The organism is Laspinema sp. D2d (assembly GCF_025370755.1).
GTDB lineage: Bacteria > Cyanobacteriota > Cyanobacteriia > Cyanobacteriales > Laspinemataceae > Laspinema.
Genome location: NZ_JAMXFC010000007.1, coordinates 95,567 through 115,782, shown reverse-complemented (window position 1 = coordinate 115,782; position 20,216 = coordinate 95,567). Strand labels below are relative to the sequence as shown.

The window sequence follows — 20,216 nt, the reverse complement described above, 5'->3', positions numbered from 1 at the left end:
AACTAAGATAACATGAATTTTCTGAATTTTCTGAATTTTTTACATTTTTTCTTGAAAAAAGACTAAATAAACGGCTGAATTTTTTGACCCTATTCTTACCGCAAGCTTTCTATACTTTAAATACATCAGGAGATGCCGCTATCTTACATTTAGCCAACTATTCGCCATGAGCAATTCTCAATCCGGTGCATTAGCCCCAAAGAAAATTGATATTGCAGGTCTTCTTGCCCCCCTGACCAAAGACAATTTCCGCCGAGAACTGTCTGAAGTTGAAAAGCAACTCAATATCACCTATAAAACCCTTTCCATGTTGAGTTTAGCTAATCAGGATTTTGAAGCATTCCTGAGTGAAATGTTGACCGCAGTTACTTGGAAAGTCGGAGAATTACTCGGTGCAGACCGCAGTAGTGTTTTCCTCCTGGATGAAGACCAAAATGAACTCTGGTCTTTAGTCGCTAAAGATGACGGAAATGGTTCTGTAGAAATTCACATTCCCACGGACCGAGGGATTGTCGGTGAAGTAGCAACCTTTAAAAAACTGGTTAATATTGCCTTTGATTTTTATCAAGACCCTCGTTCTGATGCAGCGAAAGAGTTTGATAAACAAAATGACTATCGAACCTATACCATGCTGGCATTACCCTTACTCAATGACCAAAATGGTTTAGTTGCTGTGGTTCAAGTTCTCAACAAATTAAAACTCGATTGTAATGCCAGTGACCTTTTAGAAGACCGCATTGATTTGAGTGGCTTTACCCGTGATGACGAACGACTCTTTGAAGAGTTGTCGCCCTTAATTATGCTGCTGATTGAAAGCTCTAAATCCTTTTATACCGCCACTCAAAAAAATCGCGCAGCCGAAGCCTTACTGGCTGCTACACGCTCATTGGCTTCTAGTAGCTTAAATTTAGAAGAAACGTTGCATCGGGTGATGAATGAAGCCAAAACCCTGATGAATGCCGATCGCAGTACCCTTTGGTTGCTAGAAGGTAACCAACTCTGGGCGAATATCACTCAGCCCGATGGCTCATCCAAGAAATTGCAAGTCCAAGTCGGACAAGGATATGTCGGAAAATCTGCGGCATCTGGGAAACCCTTAAATGTGCCCTTTGACCTCTATAAAGACCCAGACTCTATCGTTTCTAAAAATCTGGACCGCGCCAATGGCTATCGGACTTGTAGCCTGTTATGTATGCCAATTTTCAACTGTGATGGCGATTTAATTGGGGTAACTCAATTAGTCAATAAAAAGAAAGCGGGGGAATTGTCCACCTACCATCCTGAAAATTGGCCTCAAGCGCCTGAATGCTGGAAAGCCAGTTTTAATCGGGGCGATATGGAGTTTATGGAAGCCTTTAATATCCAAGCTGGTATTGCCTTGCAAAATGCCAAACTCTTTGAAATGGTTAAACACCAATATGATACCATTCAAAAACAATATGCGAAAATTCAGCAACAAGAACAGGTGCAACGGGATATTCTGCGTAGCCTCACCAATGGCGTTATTTCTACCAATGAAAACGGGGAAATTATTGCAGCGAATCCCAGTGCTAAAAACTTGTTGGGATTGAGGGAAAGCGATTCCCTTGAAGGTTGTTCTATCTTAGATTTAATTCAAATCAAAGAAGGGGATTTTGCGCCTTGGGTGGAAGCGGCTTTATCGGGATGTGACTCTCAGTCACGTCAACAATATTATCCCGATCGCACCTTAATCTCAGACGGAGTAGAACTTCGCAGCGTTCATTTATCCATTAACTCGATCGCCGCCGCCAGTGACCCCTCGGAAGTTTATGGTGCATTGGTCGTTTTAGACGACATCAGCGACGAAAAACGGCTAAAAAATACCATGTATCGCTATATGACTCAGGAATTAGCCGAAAAACTCCTGCAAAGTGGAGGCGCAAAATTAGGAGGCGATCGCAAAGAAGTCTCCGTATTATTTTCAGATATTCGCGGCTACACTAATCTAGTTGAAAGCATGGAAGCCGAACAAGTTGTGAGTATGCTCAACGATTATTTTGCACCGATGGGAGATGCTATTTTCAAACATCAAGGCATGGTAGATAAATACATTGGCGATGCAATTATGGCCGTCTTTGGGTCCCCAGTCCCCTTAGAAAACCATGCTTGGAATGCGGTTCAAACTGCCTTAGAAATGCGATCGGCTTTGCGGGAATTCAACGCCAAACGCGAATCCGACACCAACAAAATCATCACCATCGGCATTGGCATCCATTCCGGCGAAGCCATTAGCGGAAATGTCGGACATTCCCGACGAATGGAGTTTACTGTAATTGGGGATGATGTCAACTTAGCTTCCCGTTTAGAAGGAACCACAAAAATGTATGGCTGTGACATTATTCTCAGTGGCAGTACCTATCAACCTTGCAGCGATCGGCTGTGGGTGAGAGAACTCGATATCGTGCGAGTCAAGGGCAGAAATCAACCCGTGAGCCTCTATGAATTAGTGGGATTACGTTCCGATGCGATCGCAGATATCAAACAAAACTGCATCGAACTTTATCAACAAGGACGCCAGCATTATCTCAACCGCCAGTTTTCAACAGCCTTAGAAACCTTTGAAAAATTACTGGCTATTTCTCCAGGAGACAAAGCCGCCCAATTGCATAAACTCCGCTGTCAAAAATGGTTATCTTCTCCCCTGCCATTAGATTGGGATGGGATTGAAACCTTAACGGAGAAGTAGTCCATATTCATCATGCAACCTTGAGAATTTAGCAGGATTCTCAGGGTTTGGTTTCATTTTGTATAGAAGAGGGAAGTTACCCTGTCAATTTCAAGGGGATTTGTCTCAACCCGACTTCGGTACAAACTCCCTGCAAGGGTTTATCCCAGGAGGCGATGGGTAACTGGAGTAAATCACCAAAATTGAATAAAATACCTAGGGTGGGTTTAGACTGCCATTCTGGAAGAGACAGCAGGCGATCGTAAAATCCTCCGCCATATCCGAGGCGATACCCCTGGCGATCGCATCCCACCGATGGGACTAGAATTAAATCCACTTCCTCCGCTGTCAAGATTGGCGCATCCGGTAGCGGTTCTAAAATTCCATATTTTCCTGGTTGTAGTTGATCTCCTATACCGTAGCGATGCCAAACTAACTGCTTCTTGACACACCGGGGAAGCCCCCATTGATGGGTTTGGTCCGTGAATAAAGGACTTAAATCCGGTTCTTGGTGAACACTAATATAGGCTAAAATAGTTTGGGATTTTTGATATAAATCTGACGATTTTAAATGGCAACAAAGGCGATGACTTTTCTCTTGCCATTCTCCTAAAGAAAGAGCTTTTCGCTTTTGCAGTAACGTGAGTCTGAGTTCGGCTTTCTCCAGTTGAGGGTCGAGAGACATTGGGGAGTTATACAACTATAAAATTGTTGTTTCAAATTCGGCTAAAAACAAGATAATAACCTGTCTTTAGCCGTTTCTATTCACCTAAATTGCCCCTTAAGCTGCGTTTTCCCGATACCAGGCGATGGTTTTTTGTAAGCCTTCTTTAAACCCAACCTCTGCCGTAAATCCGAACTCTTTTTGAGCCAGTTCTGTATCTAAACAGCGGCGAGGTTGACCATTGGGTTTGTCCGTATCCCAGACTAATTTGCCCTCAAATCCCATTAATTCGCAAATCAGTTCAATTAAATTGCGAATGGTGATTTCATACCCTGTTCCCAAGTTAACCGGGTCGGATTTATGATAGGATTGGGTAGCCATCACAATGCCTCGGGCGGCATCGGTAGAATAGAGAAATTCCCGAGAAGGGCTACCATCGCCCCAGACAACTAATTCTTGATCACCTCGTTCTTGCGCTTCATGAACTTTGCGAATTAAAGCCGGAATAACGTGAGAACTACTGGGGTCAAAGTTATCTTCCGGTCCATATAAGTTAACTGGCAGTAAATAAATCCCGTTAAAATTATATTGTTGCCGATAGGATTGCAGTTGGACTAATAAGGCTTTTTTGGCAATCCCGTAAGGCGCATTGGTTTCTTCCGGATATCCGTTCCAGAGGTCATCTTCTTTGAAAGGGACGGGGGTAAATTTGGGATAGGCGCAGATGGTGCCGACACAAACAAATTTTTGCACACCTGCTTGATAGGCGGCATGAATGAGTTGTGTCCCCATCATCAAGTTGTCATAGAAGAGTTCGGCGGGTTTTTCTTGATTTAATCCAATTCCGCCGACATGGGCAGCGAGGTGAATGATAATATCTTGTTGTTGGACAACCTGCTGACACACTTCCATGATTCGCAGGTCAGAATCACGCGATCGCGGGACGGTGATTTTATCGCGATCGGCCCCATTTTCGGTTAATTGGTCGATAACTTGCCGCCCTAAAAATCCGGCACCTCCGGTGACAAGAATGCGTTTGTCTTTTAAGTCTAATGATTCCATTTATCTTGACCTCTGATACTTAATACTTGAACGGGTCGGCAATCGCACTTTACCTTGATTGAAGAAGAGGCCCCCTCCCCAGGGTCTTGAGGAGGGGACTGGATGCGGTGATGAATTAGTCCACCATGTGACCACTGTCTTGGCGGATGAAGGCGCGATCGATAATGGATTGTCCCGTGGGAGACTCTACCCCGATCGCCTTAAGGTCAGAATCCACCATTAAGGCGACCAATTGTTCAAAGGTAATCGAGGGTTCCCACCCTAATTTTTCCTTTGCTTTACTGGGGTCACCAATTAATAAGTCAACTTCCGCAGGACGCAGATACCGGGAGTCGAATTCCACATAATCCTCCCAATTCAGATTAACGAAATTAAAGGCTAAATCCAAAAATTGGCGGATGGTATAAGTTTCATTGGTGGCAATCACATAATCATCCGGTTCGTCTTGTTGCAGCATCAACCACATGGCGCGAACATAGTCTTTGGCATAGCCCCAGTCCCGTTTAGAATCTAGGTTACCGAGGAAGAGTTTTTTCTGCTTTCCAGCAACAATGCGGGCGACGGCCCGAGTAATTTTCCGGGTGACGAAGGTTTCGCCTCGGCGGGGGGAGTTATGGATCCAGCCCTGGCCGACTCCGGCATGAAAGGTCCCGCTAGTAGTTGCCAAGTCAAACAACCATCCTTGATAGTGGATGGGTTCAGCGGTGACAACTTGGGCCGGGGTGTTGTCTTGGGGTCGGGTGGCGTTGATGTGAATTTGATACTGGAGGCAGTCGCCTTGGGATTCGGTGGCAATCCAGGCGGGTTGTTGCAGGGTGGTGACGGACATCCAGTAGAGTCCGGCGGCGAGGACGGCAGAGGGAGTTTGGACGGTGAAGGATTCTCCAGCAAGGGGAGAAACTGCTTTAAATCCGTCTAAAAAGGCTAACCGTTCGCGATCGCCTGCATTCAGAATCCGTTTGGGAATGCGTTTATCTTGGGATTTGCTGTACAGTTCGGATCGTAAGTAGTCACTGTAGGCGGCGTTGCCGGATAACTGGAGACGGGATGCCGCAAGGCGATCGCAATTTCCGCCGGAGATTTTTCGCCAAGAGGCGGCGAGGCGACTGGTTAAAGTTGCGTCGGGAATTGTCAAAGTTACTTGACTTTGACTGTCAATTTCTGCGGCAGCAACGAATACCCCGAGTAACCATGCCTCAGTTTCGGTGATGTCAATTTGTTCAGGCGATCGCGGCAAGTCAATCAAAGCCAAGGAATCCCCAACTTTGACCTCACCGGCAGGTTTTTCGACGGCCAATTCTCCTTGTTCCACAAACACCACATGATCGCTTGTGGCATGATAAACCGCGCCCTCTGCGGCAATCCGATGTACGGTTTTATTGGCTTGTTCTGTGGCCCCATTCCAGGTAGCAGTCATGCAAGTCACTTGCGCCCATCCGGTGGCATCCCAGACTTCAAACCCATTCCCATCTTTAATATCTGTCGTGTAGCGATTTTTGTGACCTGCATCGGTATGATGGGGGACAATTTCCGCAATGGACACCAGGTCAATTAATCCATCCTGACGGATGAACACCGGCGTTTGATCAATCACGCATTCATGGTTGAACAAAATACCATTACAGGCAAATAAATCATAGGATTCCCGATAATTGACCGTTTGCCAATGGGCGTAAACTTTGGCGCAGGAATAGGGACTGCGGGGATAAAACGGGGTCGTTTCCTTTTGGGGGACTTCTAGGACCTTCCCAAACATCTCCGAGGAACCCGCTTGATAAAACCGGACTTGGATCCCGGTGCGCTGTTGGTAGTCGCGGATTGCTTCTAACAGGCGCAGGGTTCCCATTGCCACGGTATCCACGGTGTATTCTGGGGAGTCAAAGCTGACTCGGACATGAGATTGAGCCCCCAGGTTGTAAATTTCCACGGGTTTGACTTCTTCAAGAATCCGGCGGAGAGTGACCCCATCGGTTAAGTCCCCGTAATGTAGAAATAACCGGGCTGCTTCGCTATGGGGATCCACATAAAGATGATCGATCCGGTCGGTATTAAAGGTGGAAGTCCGGCGGATAATCCCGTGGACTTCATAGCCTTTTTCTAGTAATAATTCGCTTAAGTAAGAACCGTCTTGGCCGGTGATGCCGGTAATTAATGCCCGCTTACGTTGCTGCGTCATTTTTGATTTTTCCTCTCAACCTCAAATTAAGTCTTTGGACTCTAAGTGGCGATCGCCAGAGTCTGTACTGAACCGCACCCTAATGATTTTTTGTCTTGACCCCGATCCTGGGAATTTTTCGCTCAGGTGGGGATTTATCAAATCAGTCTTTCACTTTATCGTGAATTTTGGCAGTTACTGTGAAGGAACCCTATAGTTTTGGCGTAGTGTTTGCGAATTTTTGGTCAATCGAGTCATCCGGTTTTCGTTGCCGGATGTTACTGGATTGTACTTCCTCTGGGTATCAACTGTCACCGTTTTCTTGAATTTTTTCCCGGGGTTTGGGGTGGAAATGCAAAAAATTTGCTGAAGCCTTACGTCCTCAGCATAATTCCCGATCGCAGTCGGTTTGTTAAAGGGGATGAACTGCACCAGCCCAGCGCCGATGCAGTTCAGAGCAACAACGCCCGTTAATACGCCCCATTATTTTTAGGGAACAGCACCACTTTAAGGGTTTTCAAGACAATCCACAGGTCCATCCACAAGTTTTTAAAATTGACATAATAAACGTCAATTTGGATGCGTTTGGGATAGGGAATGTCATTTCGACCGGAGACCTGCCACAATCCGGTAATGCCCGGTTTAATAGTCAGGACTTTATCGATATATCGACCATATTTGGGCAATTCTTCAACCACTAAAGGTCGAGGCCCAACCACACTCATTTCACCTTTCAAAACATTCCAAAATTGGGGAAATTCGTCCAGGCTAGTGATTCTTAGAAAATGCCCGATCCAAGTAATTCTGGGGTCTTGCTTGAGTTTGAAATTATCCTCAAATTCTTGACGCAGATGAGGGGAAGTTTCCATGATATCCAGCAAAACTTCATCGGCATTGAGTACCATTGTCCTGAATTTAATACATCCGAATTTTTGGCGGTTCTTGCCAACGCGCTCCTGCACATAAAAAATTGGGCCGGGGGAGCTAATGTAAATCAGCAGACCCAAAATCGCGTAAACCGGGGAAAACACGATTAGAACGCACAGGGAAAACACAACGTCGAACAGCCGCTTGGAAAATTCTCCGTTGATCCCACTCAGGACGAAAGGCCAAAAGGTCCGTCTGGCAACCGCCCGAATCACTTTGCCGGAGATGAGTTGGCTATCGGCAGTCATCTTACTCCTTTAATTCACACCACACACAGTCCTGATTGTAAAGCCTTCAGACGTTTTGCACCGCGTCTGGAGAGTTCAGGTCACAGACACCCAGACAAAACCGACTCTTTCAAAGTGCCTGTCTTTCTGAGTCTGAGCGATTCATGCCGATTTACTTCCCGTCAGGAGGAGTTGATTACACCCTCATCGCCTCAATCTTTTCAAATCGCAGATTATTGATACAGGGGATGGAACCCAGCATTCCAGATTGTTTGGCTGATTTGGTGGTGCGATCGCCCAACTTAAAGGGTCCCAGCAAGTCTTGTTTACCCATATACCATAAAACCGAATTTTTATCAATCTCTTGCCTGAAATTCCTGATAACACTCCTCGATAAAATGGCGGTAACGCTCCTGAAACACCTGGGGGGTGAACAGGGCCGCTTGGTCCCGCCCCGCTTGGGGATTAAACTGCGATCGCAACCCTTCAAAGCGCTCCACCGCCTCCATTAATGACTCTTCCGTTTGCTGAGTAAAAAATAATCCAGTCCCCTTAGAGGGATGATTTCGGATATCTAGGACCGTCTCTAACGCTCCACCGGCACCATAAGCAATCACAGGAGTCCCACAAGCTTGCGCCTCCACTAAGGCAATCCCAAAATCCTCGCAGGCAGCATACACAAACGCCTTCGCTCGTGCCATATAATCCTCTACTACGGCATCCGGTTGTTCCCCCAGAACCTCTACATTGGGCCCGGCGATCGCCCGCATTTCTGCCAACTCTGGACCCGTCCCAATCACCACCAACCGTTTCCCCAACTGATTAAATCCCCGCACAATGGTCCCCACCTTCTTATAAGGCACCAACCGCGCCACGGTTAAATAAAAATCATCCTTCTGGGGTTCAAACCGAAACCGTTCCACATTCACCGGGGGATAAATCACCTCCGATTCCCGCCGATAACAGCGCCAAATCCGCCGCGCGGTATGCTGGGAATTCGCAATAAAATAATCCACCCGATTCGCCGAAATCACATCCCACTGTCTCAATTGATGCAGCAAATACCGCGTCAATACTCCCGGTAATCCTCGTCCCGCAGAACTGTTCTGAAGATAATCAAAGGTTAAATCCCAGGCATAGCGCATCGGGGTATGGCAGTAACAAACGTGCATCTGATGCGGTGCCGCCAGGACACCCTTCGCCACTGCATGAGACGAGGATAAAATCACCGGATATTCCCGCAAATCCAATTGTTCAATCGCTAGGGGTAACAACGGTAAATATTTTTGTACCCCTCTTTTCGCTCCGGGAAACTGTTGCAAAAAAGTAGAGCCAATCTGCCGTTTAAATAAATAACTCTCGGGATTTTTTGATTCAAAATCAATCAGGGCATACAGATCCGCATCCACTGCCTTGAGAATTTCTTGAACCACCAATTCTGAACCCCCAGTTGCATAAGGCGTCAGCCATTCATGCACCAAAGCATAATTTTTTACCATCAAATACGTCGTACCTATAAAATCTGTTTTCGTTCCCAGGTATAACCTGGGACTCCTCACTCCAGGAACTTCCTCTCGTTTCCAGACGGGAACCGATTTGTAACAACTTAAGAAGATGTCGCCTGAAACTAGCTGGACAATTATACTCTAAGGGAACTCCACAAAATAAAATCTTCTATCAGAGATCCCCCCAACCCCCCAAAAGAGAACGCCAATCGGCTTGAATAATTCGGCATTACTTCTAATGCAGAAGTTTTTTTATGGAAATCCCTAAGCTGAAGTGGTCCCGAATGGGCAGAGCTTAGGAGCAAAATTCACAAAATTTCATACCTCAAATGAGTGGCAGTTAATCTCGACTCGCCCCGATTTTATCATGATCTTCGCTTATCTCTACCGATCGGATCAGGTCAGTGGCTATCTATTTATGATAAATTAAAAGGTAACCCGATGCGGTTGTCCTTATCTTTATTCAATTACTTTTTAAATGAGTCTAAGACAACTTGAATTATTTTTACCCAAAGAAAGTGCTGAAAAAGTAGAGTTGTTGCTACCACAACACTCCGTTACGGCAATTTGGCAGAGCCCGATTTCTGAAGAGAAGACGTTAGTTAAAATTATCCTGTCTTCTCAACAAGCCGAAGAGGCGATCGATACCCTCTCTTGTCATTTCTCCTCCCTGGAGGATTTTCGGATTGTTCTCATGCCGATTAGTGCCTATTTGCCTCATCCTTTGCCTTGTGAATCATCAGAGAAAAAGGATAATAGCCCTTTGCCCGAGGTGGAATTATACCCCCAGGGTACAAGGCGGAATCGACAAGAACTTCAACAACAAATTAACCGAGATTTAGAATTGAATTTTCAGCATATTGTCATGGTGTTGATTTCAGTAACTATTGCTGCGATCGGCTTGTTGCGAGATGATTCGACTATCATTATTGGAGCGATGGTAATTGCCCCTTTATTAGGTCCGAATATGGGCTTATCTCTGGCAACGACTTTGGGCGATATGACCCTAGCCAAAAAAGCATTACAAATTGGGATATTTGGAATTTCTCTAGCCCTAATTGTATCCCTAGTGATTGGATTTTTTATTCCCATTAATTTGGATATTTCCGAAATTGCTTTAAGAACTCGGGTTCGCTGGTCCGATGTTTTGTTGGCATTAGCGTCGGGAATTGCTGGCGCATTGTCGTTTACTTCCGGAACGATTAGTGGACTGGTGGGGGTAATGGTTTCTGTAGCATTATTGCCCCCTTTAGTGACGTTTGGGATGTTGCTAGGTTCGGGACGGTGGGAAGCGGCTGTTGGGGCAATATTACTGTTTTTGACGAATTTAGTTTGCTTGAATTTAGCTGGGGTTTTGACCTTTTCGGTGCAAAAGATTCGTCCCGGGGAATGGGGACTGGCTTCTAAAGCTGAAAAAGCTACGAATGTCGCTTATTTTTTGTGGTTTGGCTTGTTATTTGTGGTGCTCACGAGCATTGTGTTGTGGAGAAGAACTCATTGGGTTTAGGCTGGGCTGATTCTTAGGGAGCGATCGCCGTTGTATTGTTACTTTTAAGCAACTCCTGCCATTCTGCATATCTGGACCCAAAAGAATAGAACCTAAGTTACATTGTTTACCCAAATCTTAACGTCAAATCCCTGAACAGTTAGCGCCCTATTTTCCTGAATTACCATCGGTTTCAGCCTTACACATTAAGATTTATTGCTCCCCCAGTCGTCAAATTCCTTGAGTCTTATAGAATAGAAGTATCTTCATCAAGACCAACCTGAGAAAACTCCGGACTCGGCTGTGTGAAAAATCTTCTAAAAATTTGACTCAGTATTTTATTCAGTGACGTATCATGCCAACCTTAATTTCTGAACCGCTACAACTCCCTATTCCTGAATTATGCAGCCCAGAAGACCTTCTGAATGCTTTACTTAAACTGCGTGAAACCGTTGAGAATGAGGGTCGGGAACTGTTTGAACAATGGCGACCCGAAATTCAAAGGCGGTCATTTTTAATTAGTGGGTTAAATTTTGCCTATTATTTAGCATTGCGAAGGCAGGATTTACGCGATTTACAAATGGCATTAACTCCCTGGGGATTATCTTCTCTGGGACGCAGTGAGGCGCGGGTTTTGCCGAATTTAGATGCAGCGATCGCCACGTTAGGGGCTGTTTGTCATCGTGACCCCGCAACCTTGCCGAAACGCCCTCCGTTACGGGCATTCTTCCGAGGCGATCGCCTTCTGAATTACCGCGCCCGCGCCGTCTTTGGTTCTCCCTCCCCCAGTCGCCGTGTCCGAATTATGGTCACTCTCCCCACGGAAGCGGCTGACAATTATGAATTAGTCCGAAATTTACTGACTCAAGGTGCAAATTGTCTGCGGATTAATTGTGCTCATGATACGCTATCGGAATGGGAAAAAATGCTGAATTCCATTCGACGGGCAGAAGTAGAAACCGGCTATCCTTGCAAAGTTTATTTTGATTTAAGCGGTCCCAAAATTCGCACCGGCAAGTTAATCGCTTCGGATAAAAAGAAGCGCTTATTTCCTGGCGATCGCTTTGTCTTATCGGCAACTCAACTCAAATCTCAAAAGGGAATATCTAGTATAAGCTGTACCTTACCCCAGGCGATCGCTGTATTAAAAGTCGGTGATCCAGTCTGGATTGATGATGGCAAACTTGGGGCAATGGTTGACTCAATTCTGCCTAATGGAGTAATCCTCCGCGTGACGCACACCCGTCCCCAAGGGGAAAAACTCAAAACCGATAAAGGCATTAATTTTCCTGAGACAGTTTTACCCTTGAATTCCCTCACGGATAAAGATTTACAGGATTTGGATTTTGTCGCCAAACACGCAGATATTGTCGGCTATTCTTTCGTCCAAACTCCCGAAGATATGCGGCAATTGCAACAGGAGTTAAGTCGGAGATCGCCGGAAAAAGCCCGTACTTTAGCGATCGTTGCCAAAATCGAAACCCAAGAAGCCGTCCGAAATCTCCCCGAATTAATTGTGCAAGGTGCGAGTAAACAACCCTTTGGCGTAATGATTGCCCGTGGGGATTTAGCCGTAGAGCTCGGTTTTCAACGGTTAGCAGAAATTCAGGAGGAAATTCTCTGGTTATGTGAAGCCGCACAAGTTCCAGTGATTTGGGCAACCCAAGTGCTCGAAAGCCTTGCTAAAACGGGGATTCCCTCTCGGGCAGAAATTACCGATGCAGCAATGGCGGAACGGGCGGAATGCGTGATGCTGAATAAAGGGCCTTTTATTTTGGAGGCTGTGCAGATTTTAGATGATGTATTGATCCGGATGCAGGCGCATCAGTCCAAGAAGACCCCTCAACTGCGGGCATTGCGATCGTGGTAAGGGTCCCTTTCTCATGAGGGCATTACAAGTCGTTTTTAGCCATTAGTGGGCTTAGGCAGGCTTTGTTTGCCTTCCTCCCAACCCTTGAGAGTGTGGGTTTTATTGATCCGGGCGGAACTTGCTGCCTCGGGTCAGTTTGTTGCTAAAAATCCAAAAAAAACGCCCACTGGGTGAGTGGGCGTTGCCATCAGGGTGCATCTACTCCATTTAATATAGCAGCGAGGGGTAATACCCCGCAAGTAGATTTACAAATCTTTACAAATCTTGGAGATTAGGGAATTTGTAGCGAATTACACTACTGCAATTTGCAAAATTGTAGATAAAAAAACGCCCACTGGGTGAGTGGGCGTTGCCATCAGGGTGCATCTACTCCATTTAATATAGCAGCGAGGGGTGATACCCCGCAAGTAGATTTACAAATCTTTACATTTAAACAATTTGCCTGGTTTTTATCAGATTATTAATAACAGATTATTAACTCAGTATTTTTAGAACGGGATAATCAAAAGAGGATATCTCAGCGATCGCCCCCAAAAAATAGAGGATTGTGACCGTTGCCAAAATCCTCTAAAAAAGTATTTAATTGAAGAGCGATCGGCCTCACTCACTCTTGAGCTTAATAGGTCCCACTGGCGATCGCAGAATTAGCCATTTTTACCAAATCTTCCGGTTTTCCAGCTTTGATTCCCATCTGATAGCGCGCGCCATTTTGGTCCCAACTCATCGTAGAATCGGAGCAATTTGCACCACAAACACTCTCTATAAAATAGCCCGTAATTCCCTCATCTAAGGGGACAGCTTTACCTTCTAAATCGGGGCTATCGGGGGAAAGTTCTTGTCCTGAAACAGTGCCAAGCCGACAAGCAGTACCGCCATTACAGTCCGGTGCAAAACCTAAGAGGAGTTGATATTCTGAGGCCGTTACGGTCTCAATGATGGCATAAACTGGAGTGGCGCCATCGGATCCAAAAATATAATCAGGCAGGAGAATAGGAATTTGAGTACCTTCTTTAATTTGGGGTAGAATTGCCTCGAAAATGGGATTAGGAATAGGCCCTAGTGAAACCGGAACATTCTGCGGGACAGAGGGAACAGAAGGAGTAGTCTCCTTTGGGGGAGAACTGACATCATTCACGGGACTAGAAGTACAAGCCGATAAAACTAAGAAGCTGATACAGAAAGCTTTTTTTAGGGATTGCATGGTTAATATTACCCAGGTAAAAGAGCAAGAGTGGAAGATAGAAGTTTGCTGAAAACAGAAGTCAGAACCTTATCCAGTGAGTTTAATTCATGGATACTCCCGATCAACTCGTAAAGTTACAAGAAGATTATCAGTCTTAACTCCTTTCTCTGTCTACAAAAAAAATCGGCCTTCTCCGCTTAATTTTTCAGTATTTATTACTCTCGCTTCCCCTGTGAACTCAACACGAATTCCTCTAGCCTCCCCGAGGAATTAAAGATTGATTCCTCTGGCTTTCCCCTTTTTAAGGGGGATCTAAGGGGAATTTAAGGGAGACCCAGGGAGGGAACTCAAGGGGAAGGAAAAGGGCAATCAATGCAAATTTTTGGAAGAGGTCTAAATGAATCGGTAAATTAGAAGGGCGTAGTTTTCTAACTTTAGCATAAAATGATTGAGTAAGAAGTATAATATTAAATTTCTCAAATTGGGTGTCTATGAAGAAGATTACAATCAGCGAAGTGAGATAGGCTGAAATTGTTTAATTCCTTTTTTCTAAAATCGGCCTCCAGTTTTTCAACCCCTATACTCCAAAACCAGCTTAAGTTGAGACAGATAAAGATATCTTGTTGTTATTAGGTAATCATCGTGTTATGATACACTTACTGTAAGTTGAGTAAAAACCTATTCATTGACTAAGGAATCTTGTTTTATGGCTTATTTGAAATCTTCTAATCTACTAATGGCCTGCCTTCTGGGAGCTAAAGCCAGCTTTTTTTTAGTTGCACCTGTTCAATCAGCGGTTAGTAATTCCTCGGGTGAAACTTCTGTTCATTCTTTCGTAGAGGTAGAAGTAGTTAATCTCATCAAGGCGAATGAATCCTCGGAAGACCCAAGGTTAGTAGCTCAAGAGAGTGTAGATCAAAACCAAGACCTGAACCAAGACCTGAACCAAGACCTGAACCAAGATGTTGCTCCCACTCAAGCCCGATTCTTCCGTGAGGTATAGTATCTCTCGATAAGGGAGAGAATTTCTCATCAGAAGAGGGAATATCTGCATCTGGCGAGTACAGCAATAGACTCAGATTCTGCCTCTTCTTGATGTGATTCTTATTTTGAGTTAGACTTTCTATATAAGTTTAATCAACCCATTATTTATCATAGACTCCTGGATTTCATTGGATGCACAATTTTTCTAGTCTTCCTTTTAAAAGCCTGTCTGTCTATATAATTTGCTGGGATTTTTTATTTTAAAAACAACTCTTTTTTGAATTATTTATGAACTTTATGAAAACTTTAAATTCTCTCATTTTTCCTTATTCTATTGAAAAATTTTTTGAGGAAAATTGGTTAAAGAAAGCCGTGTTTTTGCCGAGTAATAATTGTGCTAAATTTAATCATGTTTTTGGATGGAATAATTTCAATGACTTGCTAAACTACCATCAACTTGAATATCCCTCTTTACGGTTTTCATTAGATGGACAATCACTACCAGCGACCCGATCGCAACACTGGTTAGAGAGAGTTCAGGAAGGAGCTACCTTAATTATTGATAGTGTCCATGAACGGGTTCCTGAACTCAAAAGGTTAGTCTCGGATATTCGGCAAGAGACGGGATATCGCAGCCAAATTAATCTCTATTGTTCACCAAGGGAAGAAAAAGGGTTTAGCTGTCATTACGATAGCCATGAGGTGCTGATTCTACAAATTGAAGGGGAGAAAGATTGGTTAATTTTTCCTGAAACGATCGCCTCTCCAATTTCCACCATGCGATCGGCAAATCAAATCCCTCCGGATGTACCGCCTTATTTGGAATGTACCCTCAAACCGGGAGATGTGTTGTACATTCCTCGGGGACATTGGCATTATGCGATCGCCTGTGGTAATCCCTCTTTGGATGATTATTCTCCATCCCTGCATTTGACATTAGGAATTGATTGTCAAACGGGACTCGATTGGATAAATTGGTTAGGGAAACAATTGCAAGATAATCCCGAATGGCGAGCAAGTTTGCCAGTGATTCCGGAAGGAGATACATCGGCGGTAAAACCACATTTGGAACAGCTTCGCGATCGCCTCGTTGAATTGCTGCAACATCCCGATGCAATCACAGGGTATTTAGAGTATTTGAGCTATAGCGATCGCACCTCACTCCCCTTTTCTTTCCCCTATCAACTCGGTAGCCAAATTTTTGACTCTGGATTAGACACCCGCTTTATCTTGTCTCCCTTACATCCGGTGAAAATTGTCTCCCTCGGGGAAAATCAGACTCAAGTCATTATTGCGGATAAACAAGCCACTATTAAAGGACTGGATACTCATTTAGTCGAAAAACTCTTTAATTCTGGAGGATTTAGCCTTTTGGATTTAGCCGACTGGTGTCCGTCCCTTGACGTAGAAAATGAAGTTGTTCCTCTGTTAACCAGCTTAGTTACTCAGGGTCTTTTATTGGTAGATACTTCTCCCACAGGGGATGAATAAAATTTTTGATTGACTTGTGTGGCTAACCATCCCCCAACTTCTTGTAAAAAAATGATTAAACCCGGAAGATTGCGAGAAGGATCTATCGCCAATTCTAAGGCTTTTCTCATAGATGAACGGTGTTCAGGGAAATAAGTAGAGAAGCGTTCATAGCAATGATATAAATCGGGAGTATAGCCAGAATTTTGTTCCATGACTAATTCCAGTCCAACTCTAATCATCCGGCGAGTAATCCAAGCACATTGTTTTTTAACTTGCGTCGAAAACTGACAAGACTGGGGAGAGAGTCGTTTCAAAATATCCAACGTTTGCTCTAAATCGGTGTGCCAAGTATAACTATAGCTAATTAAGTCAAGCCCGGGTTTCGTTTTATTTTCAGATAAGGGATGAGGTTGTCCTGCAATTTGTAAACTTTGGGTTTGAATGATAATGGGCCAAATTGAATGAGTTTTTTGGGTTAAACTTTCGTCAAATAGGATTAACTCGACCTTTTTGCAGAACAAATAACGCCGGTTCAGAGTTTCGGAAATTTTGTGAGCCTGATGGATATCTTCATCGGTAATTTCCCCGGCTAAAATTGCAAAGCTATCTAAGTCGGAAACCTTCAAAATTGCCAATCCGCGAGGGACCGAACCCCGTAAATAGAGTGCTTGTAAACGAGAGTCCCAAACCCCCCAACAAGTTTGGCGAAGTTCTTCAACTAAAGCCGTCCAAGGGGGTAAAATTTTGTCCCAATGACAATCATTCAGAATAAATCCCGCTTCATCGGTAGGCAAAAAGTGACCCCAAGGCAAAATTTTAGTCATGGCTGCTGTCTGTGGGAGGGAAAAGGACTGGAACAATCCGGAGTGAGGATCGGATATCTCTCCCTTGCCAAGGTATGGGAGGGGACCTGAAGTGGAGAACCCCTGTTTGGGATGCGATCGCCCTGATCCCGGCACAGGAGCGATCGCCTCAGTATCTCCGAACATCAAAACTTTTGCCCAATCGGAAAGCGGTGGCACGAAAAGGAAGAGTTTTGCTATGCTTAAGGTCAAAGTACCAAAGGGATGGCGGGAATTGACCCAAAGCCAACTGGCTTCGGCCTTCAAATCCTCCTTCCGATCCCCTTCCGAATCCCCTTCAATCTCAGGAGTCGAGAGTTAACGCTTGCGATACCCAAACGCACAGTATAACTCAAAACTCGTGACTAGGGCAAATTCCCTAGGATATAGAGAGCGAGGGTTCAGAAATGGTGGAATGCTTCTGAAGGTGCTTGAAAACCATAGCTGTGGGGAAATTAGAAGCGGCCTGGGCCACTGAAAAGAATAGTCTTGAAGGGTGCGGTGCTTGTAGTTTTTGTCTCAGCCGGGGTAGAAAGCAGGTTCTTACGCGCCAAATGTGTCGGTAAAGGGATTAAGCCATGTTTGAACGCTTCACAGAAAAAGCTATTAAAGTGATTATGCTGGCCCAGGAGGAAGCACGCCGCCTGGGACATAACTTTGTAGGTACCGAACAGATCCTCCTAGGTCTGATTGGAGAAGGTACTGGAGTTGCAGCCAAAGTGCTCAAGTCAATGGGGGTTAATCTCAAAGATGCCCGCATTGAAGTTGAAAAAATTATTGGCCGGGGGTCGGGCTTTGTGGCGGTGGAAATTCCGTTCACGCCTAGAGCCAAGAGAGTTCTGGAGCTTTCTTTAGAAGAAGCGCGACAACTCGGCCACAACTACATCGGCACCGAACACCTCCTACTGGGATTGATTCGGGAAGGCGAAGGCGTCGCAGCTAGAGTTCTGGAAAACTTAGGGGTTGACCTCTCGAAAGTCCGCACGCAAGTGATTAGGATGCTCGGAGAAACTGCCGAAGTGACCTCTGGGGCCAGCAATGCTCGCACCAAGACTCCCACCCTGGATGAATTTGGGGCTAACCTGACCCAAATGGCTGCCGAAGGCAAGCTGGATCCGGTGGTGGGGCGTCAGAAAGAAATTGAACGGGTGATCCAAATTCTGGGTCGTCGGACTAAGAATAACCCGGTCCTGATTGGGGAACCCGGGGTGGGTAAAACCGCGATCGCTGAAGGATTGGCCCAACGGATTGCCAATAACGATGTACCGGATATCCTCGAAGATAAACGGGTCGTTACCTTAGATATTGGGTTACTGGTTGCCGGAACCAAATATCGGGGTGAATTTGAAGAACGCCTTAAGAAAATTATGGATGAAATCCGCTCGGCGCGGAACGTCATCCTGGTGATTGATGAAGTCCATACCCTGATTGGGGCGGGTGCAGCCGAAGGGGCGATCGATGCGGCAAACATCCTTAAACCGGCTTTAGCCCGGGGTGAGTTGCAATGTATCGGGGCGACCACCTTAGATGAGTATCGCAAGCACATCGAGCGGGATGCGGCCTTAGAACGCCGATTCCAGCCGGTGATGGTGGGTGAACCGACGGTAGATGAAACCATTGAGATTCTGTTTGGTTTGCGCGATCGCTACGAGCAACACCACAAACTGAAAATCTCCGATGAAGCCCTTGAAGCTGCCGCCAAGCTGTCCGATCGCTACATCAGCGATCGCTTCCTACCCGATAAGGCGATCGACCTCGTAGACGAAGCCGGTTCTCGGGTGCGGTTGATCAACTCTCAACTACCTCCCGCCGCTAAAGAACTGGATAAAGAACTGCGGCAAGTGCTCAAAGAAAAAGACGACGCCGTTCGTTCTCAGGACTTTGACCGCGCCGGAGAACTGCGCGATCGCGAAATGGAGATTAAAGCCGAAATTCGCTCGATCGCCAATAACAAAAAAACCGGGGTCAGCGACAGCAGCGAACTCTCCCCCGTCGTCACGGAAGAAGACATCGCCCAAATCGTCGCCAGTTGGACCGGCGTTCCAGTGAACAAACTCACCGAATCCGAATCCGAGAAACTGATGCACATGGAAGACACCCTGCATCAACGTTTAATCGGTCAAGAAGAAGCCGTCAAAGCCGTCTCCCGCGCCATTCGTCGTGCTCGCGTCGGCCTGAAAAACCCCAACCGCCCGATCGCCAGCTTTATCTTCTCCGGTCCTACGGGAGTCGGTAAAACCGAACTGACCAAAGCCCTGGCGTCTTACTTCTTCGGGTCCGAAGAAGCTATGATTCGCTTGGATATGTCCGAGTACATGGAACGCCACACGGTGTCCAAACTCATCGGGTCACCTCCGGGTTATGTCGGGTATAACGAAGGCGGACAACTTACCGAAGCGGTTCGGCGTCGTCCCTACACTGTGGTGCTGTTCGATGAAATCGAAAAAGCTCACCCCGACGTCTTCAATATGCTCCTGCAAATCCTCGAAGACGGACGCCTCACCGATGCCAAAGGTCGCACGGTAGACTTCAAAAATACCTTGCTGATCATGACCTCAAACATTGGGTCTAAAGTCATTGAAAAAGGTGGCGGCGGACTCGGATTTGAATTCTCTGAAAACCAAGCTGATGCACAGTACAACCGCATTCGCAGCTTGGTCAACGAAGAACTCAAAAACTACTTCCGTCCAGAATTCCTCAACCGTTTAGATGAGATTATCGTCTTCCGTCAGTTGGTCAAGGACGAAGTGAAACTCATCTCGGAAATCATGCTGAAAGAAGTCTTCAGCCGCTTAACCGAGAAGGGAATTACCTTACAAGTCACCGATCGCTTTAAAGAACGGTTGATTGAAGAAGGGTATAACCCGGCTTATGGTGCGCGTCCTCTGCGCCGTGCCATTATGCGTCTATTAGAGGACGTTTTAGCTGAGGAAATCCTCTCCGGTCGTGTTAAAGAAGGAGAGACAGCGATCGTAGACATTGGGGAAGAAGGTCAAGTCATTGTCCGACCCGGTGAACAACGTGAACTTCTGCCTCAAGCAGCGGAATAGGTAAAGATTGGATCAGGCGTCAGTCGTCTCCATCGTCGGTTAAACGACTACTCCTGATATCCCTTTGAAATCCTCAAAAAAAAGGTAGAGAATTCAAATTCT

14 protein-coding genes and 1 pseudogene are annotated in these 20,216 nt (G+C 45.7%); 6 read left to right on the top strand and 9 right to left on the bottom strand.

What is annotated here, in order from left to right; all coding sequences use genetic code 11:
• Positions 1 to 166 precede the first annotated feature (166 nt).
• Positions 167 to 2,707 (top strand): GAF domain-containing protein, encoded by a 2,541-nt coding sequence (locus NG796_RS07235; RefSeq protein WP_261205228.1) that lies wholly within the window; start codon positions 167 to 169, stop codon positions 2,705 to 2,707.
• A gap of 76 nt (positions 2,708 to 2,783) precedes the next feature.
• Here NG796_RS07235 and NG796_RS07230 read toward each other — a convergent pair whose 3' ends face one another.
• From NG796_RS07230 to NG796_RS07200, 7 genes and pseudogenes are all read right to left on the bottom strand, one after another.
• A complete protein-coding gene (locus NG796_RS07230) occupies positions 2,784 to 3,371 on the bottom strand; it encodes a 5-formyltetrahydrofolate cyclo-ligase (RefSeq protein WP_261205227.1) in 588 nt (195 codons plus the stop codon).
• Positions 3,372 to 3,467: 96 nt separating this feature from the next.
• Positions 3,468 to 4,412, bottom strand: coding sequence for a GDP-L-fucose synthase family protein (locus tag NG796_RS07225; protein ID WP_261205226.1), 945 nt, complete (start codon positions 4,410 to 4,412; stop codon positions 3,468 to 3,470).
• 115 nt (positions 4,413 to 4,527) lie between these two features.
• The gene (locus NG796_RS07220) at positions 4,528 to 5,241 is read right to left on the bottom strand and encodes a GDP-mannose 4,6-dehydratase (protein ID WP_261205316.1); all 714 of its coding nucleotides are present in this window, start codon (positions 5,239 to 5,241) and stop codon (positions 4,528 to 4,530) included.
• Between the two features lie 768 nt (positions 5,242 to 6,009).
• Positions 6,010 to 6,588, bottom strand: a pseudogene (locus NG796_RS07215) (GDP-mannose 4,6-dehydratase); the annotation flags it as partial.
• A 449-nt stretch (positions 6,589 to 7,037) separates the two neighbouring features.
• The gene (locus NG796_RS07210; protein WP_207087562.1) at positions 7,038 to 7,742 is read right to left on the bottom strand and encodes a sugar transferase; all 705 of its coding nucleotides are present in this window, start codon (positions 7,740 to 7,742) and stop codon (positions 7,038 to 7,040) included.
• Positions 7,743 to 7,917: 175 nt separating this feature from the next.
• The gene (locus NG796_RS07205; protein WP_261205225.1) at positions 7,918 to 8,055 is read right to left on the bottom strand and encodes a hypothetical protein; all 138 of its coding nucleotides are present in this window, start codon (positions 8,053 to 8,055) and stop codon (positions 7,918 to 7,920) included.
• Positions 8,056 to 8,077: 22 nt separating this feature from the next.
• The gene (locus NG796_RS07200) at positions 8,078 to 9,220 is read right to left on the bottom strand and encodes a glycosyltransferase (RefSeq protein WP_261205224.1); all 1,143 of its coding nucleotides are present in this window, start codon (positions 9,218 to 9,220) and stop codon (positions 8,078 to 8,080) included.
• 484 nt (positions 9,221 to 9,704) lie between these two features.
• Here NG796_RS07200 and NG796_RS07195 point away from each other — a divergent pair, with 484 nt between their 5' ends.
• Positions 9,705 to 10,733 (top strand): TIGR00341 family protein, encoded by a 1,029-nt coding sequence (locus NG796_RS07195; RefSeq protein WP_261205223.1) that lies wholly within the window; start codon positions 9,705 to 9,707, stop codon positions 10,731 to 10,733.
• 334 nt (positions 10,734 to 11,067) lie between these two features.
• Positions 11,068 to 12,582 carry a pyruvate kinase gene (locus NG796_RS07190; protein ID WP_261205222.1) on the top strand — a complete coding sequence of 505 codons (1,515 nt, stop codon included), beginning with the start codon at positions 11,068 to 11,070 and terminating at the stop codon, positions 12,580 to 12,582.
• A 616-nt stretch (positions 12,583 to 13,198) separates the two neighbouring features.
• Here the strand turns inward: NG796_RS07190 and NG796_RS07185 are convergent.
• Complete coding sequence (locus NG796_RS07185; RefSeq protein WP_261205221.1) at positions 13,199 to 13,783, bottom strand: hypothetical protein; 585 nt, start codon at positions 13,781 to 13,783, stop codon at positions 13,199 to 13,201.
• 688 nt (positions 13,784 to 14,471) lie between these two features.
• Here NG796_RS07185 and NG796_RS07180 point away from each other — a divergent pair.
• A complete protein-coding gene (locus tag NG796_RS07180; RefSeq protein ID WP_261205220.1) occupies positions 14,472 to 14,768 on the top strand; it encodes a hypothetical protein in 297 nt (98 codons plus the stop codon).
• A 269-nt stretch (positions 14,769 to 15,037) separates the two neighbouring features.
• On the top strand, positions 15,038 to 16,240 hold the full coding sequence (locus NG796_RS07175) for a cupin domain-containing protein (protein WP_261205219.1): 1,203 nt from the start codon (positions 15,038 to 15,040) through the stop codon (positions 16,238 to 16,240).
• Here NG796_RS07175 and NG796_RS07170 read toward each other — a convergent pair.
• The gene (locus NG796_RS07170; protein ID WP_261205218.1) at positions 16,195 to 17,331 is read right to left on the bottom strand and encodes a hypothetical protein; all 1,137 of its coding nucleotides are present in this window, start codon (positions 17,329 to 17,331) and stop codon (positions 16,195 to 16,197) included. The two genes, NG796_RS07175 and NG796_RS07170, sit on opposite strands and share 46 nt — an antisense overlap.
• Positions 17,332 to 17,642: 311 nt before the next feature.
• On the opposite strand from NG796_RS07170, the gene NG796_RS07165 reads away from it, so the two are divergent.
• A complete protein-coding gene (locus NG796_RS07165) occupies positions 17,643 to 20,114 on the top strand; it encodes an ATP-dependent Clp protease ATP-binding subunit (RefSeq protein ID WP_261205217.1) in 2,472 nt (823 codons plus the stop codon).
• Positions 20,115 to 20,216: the final 102 nt, after the last annotated feature.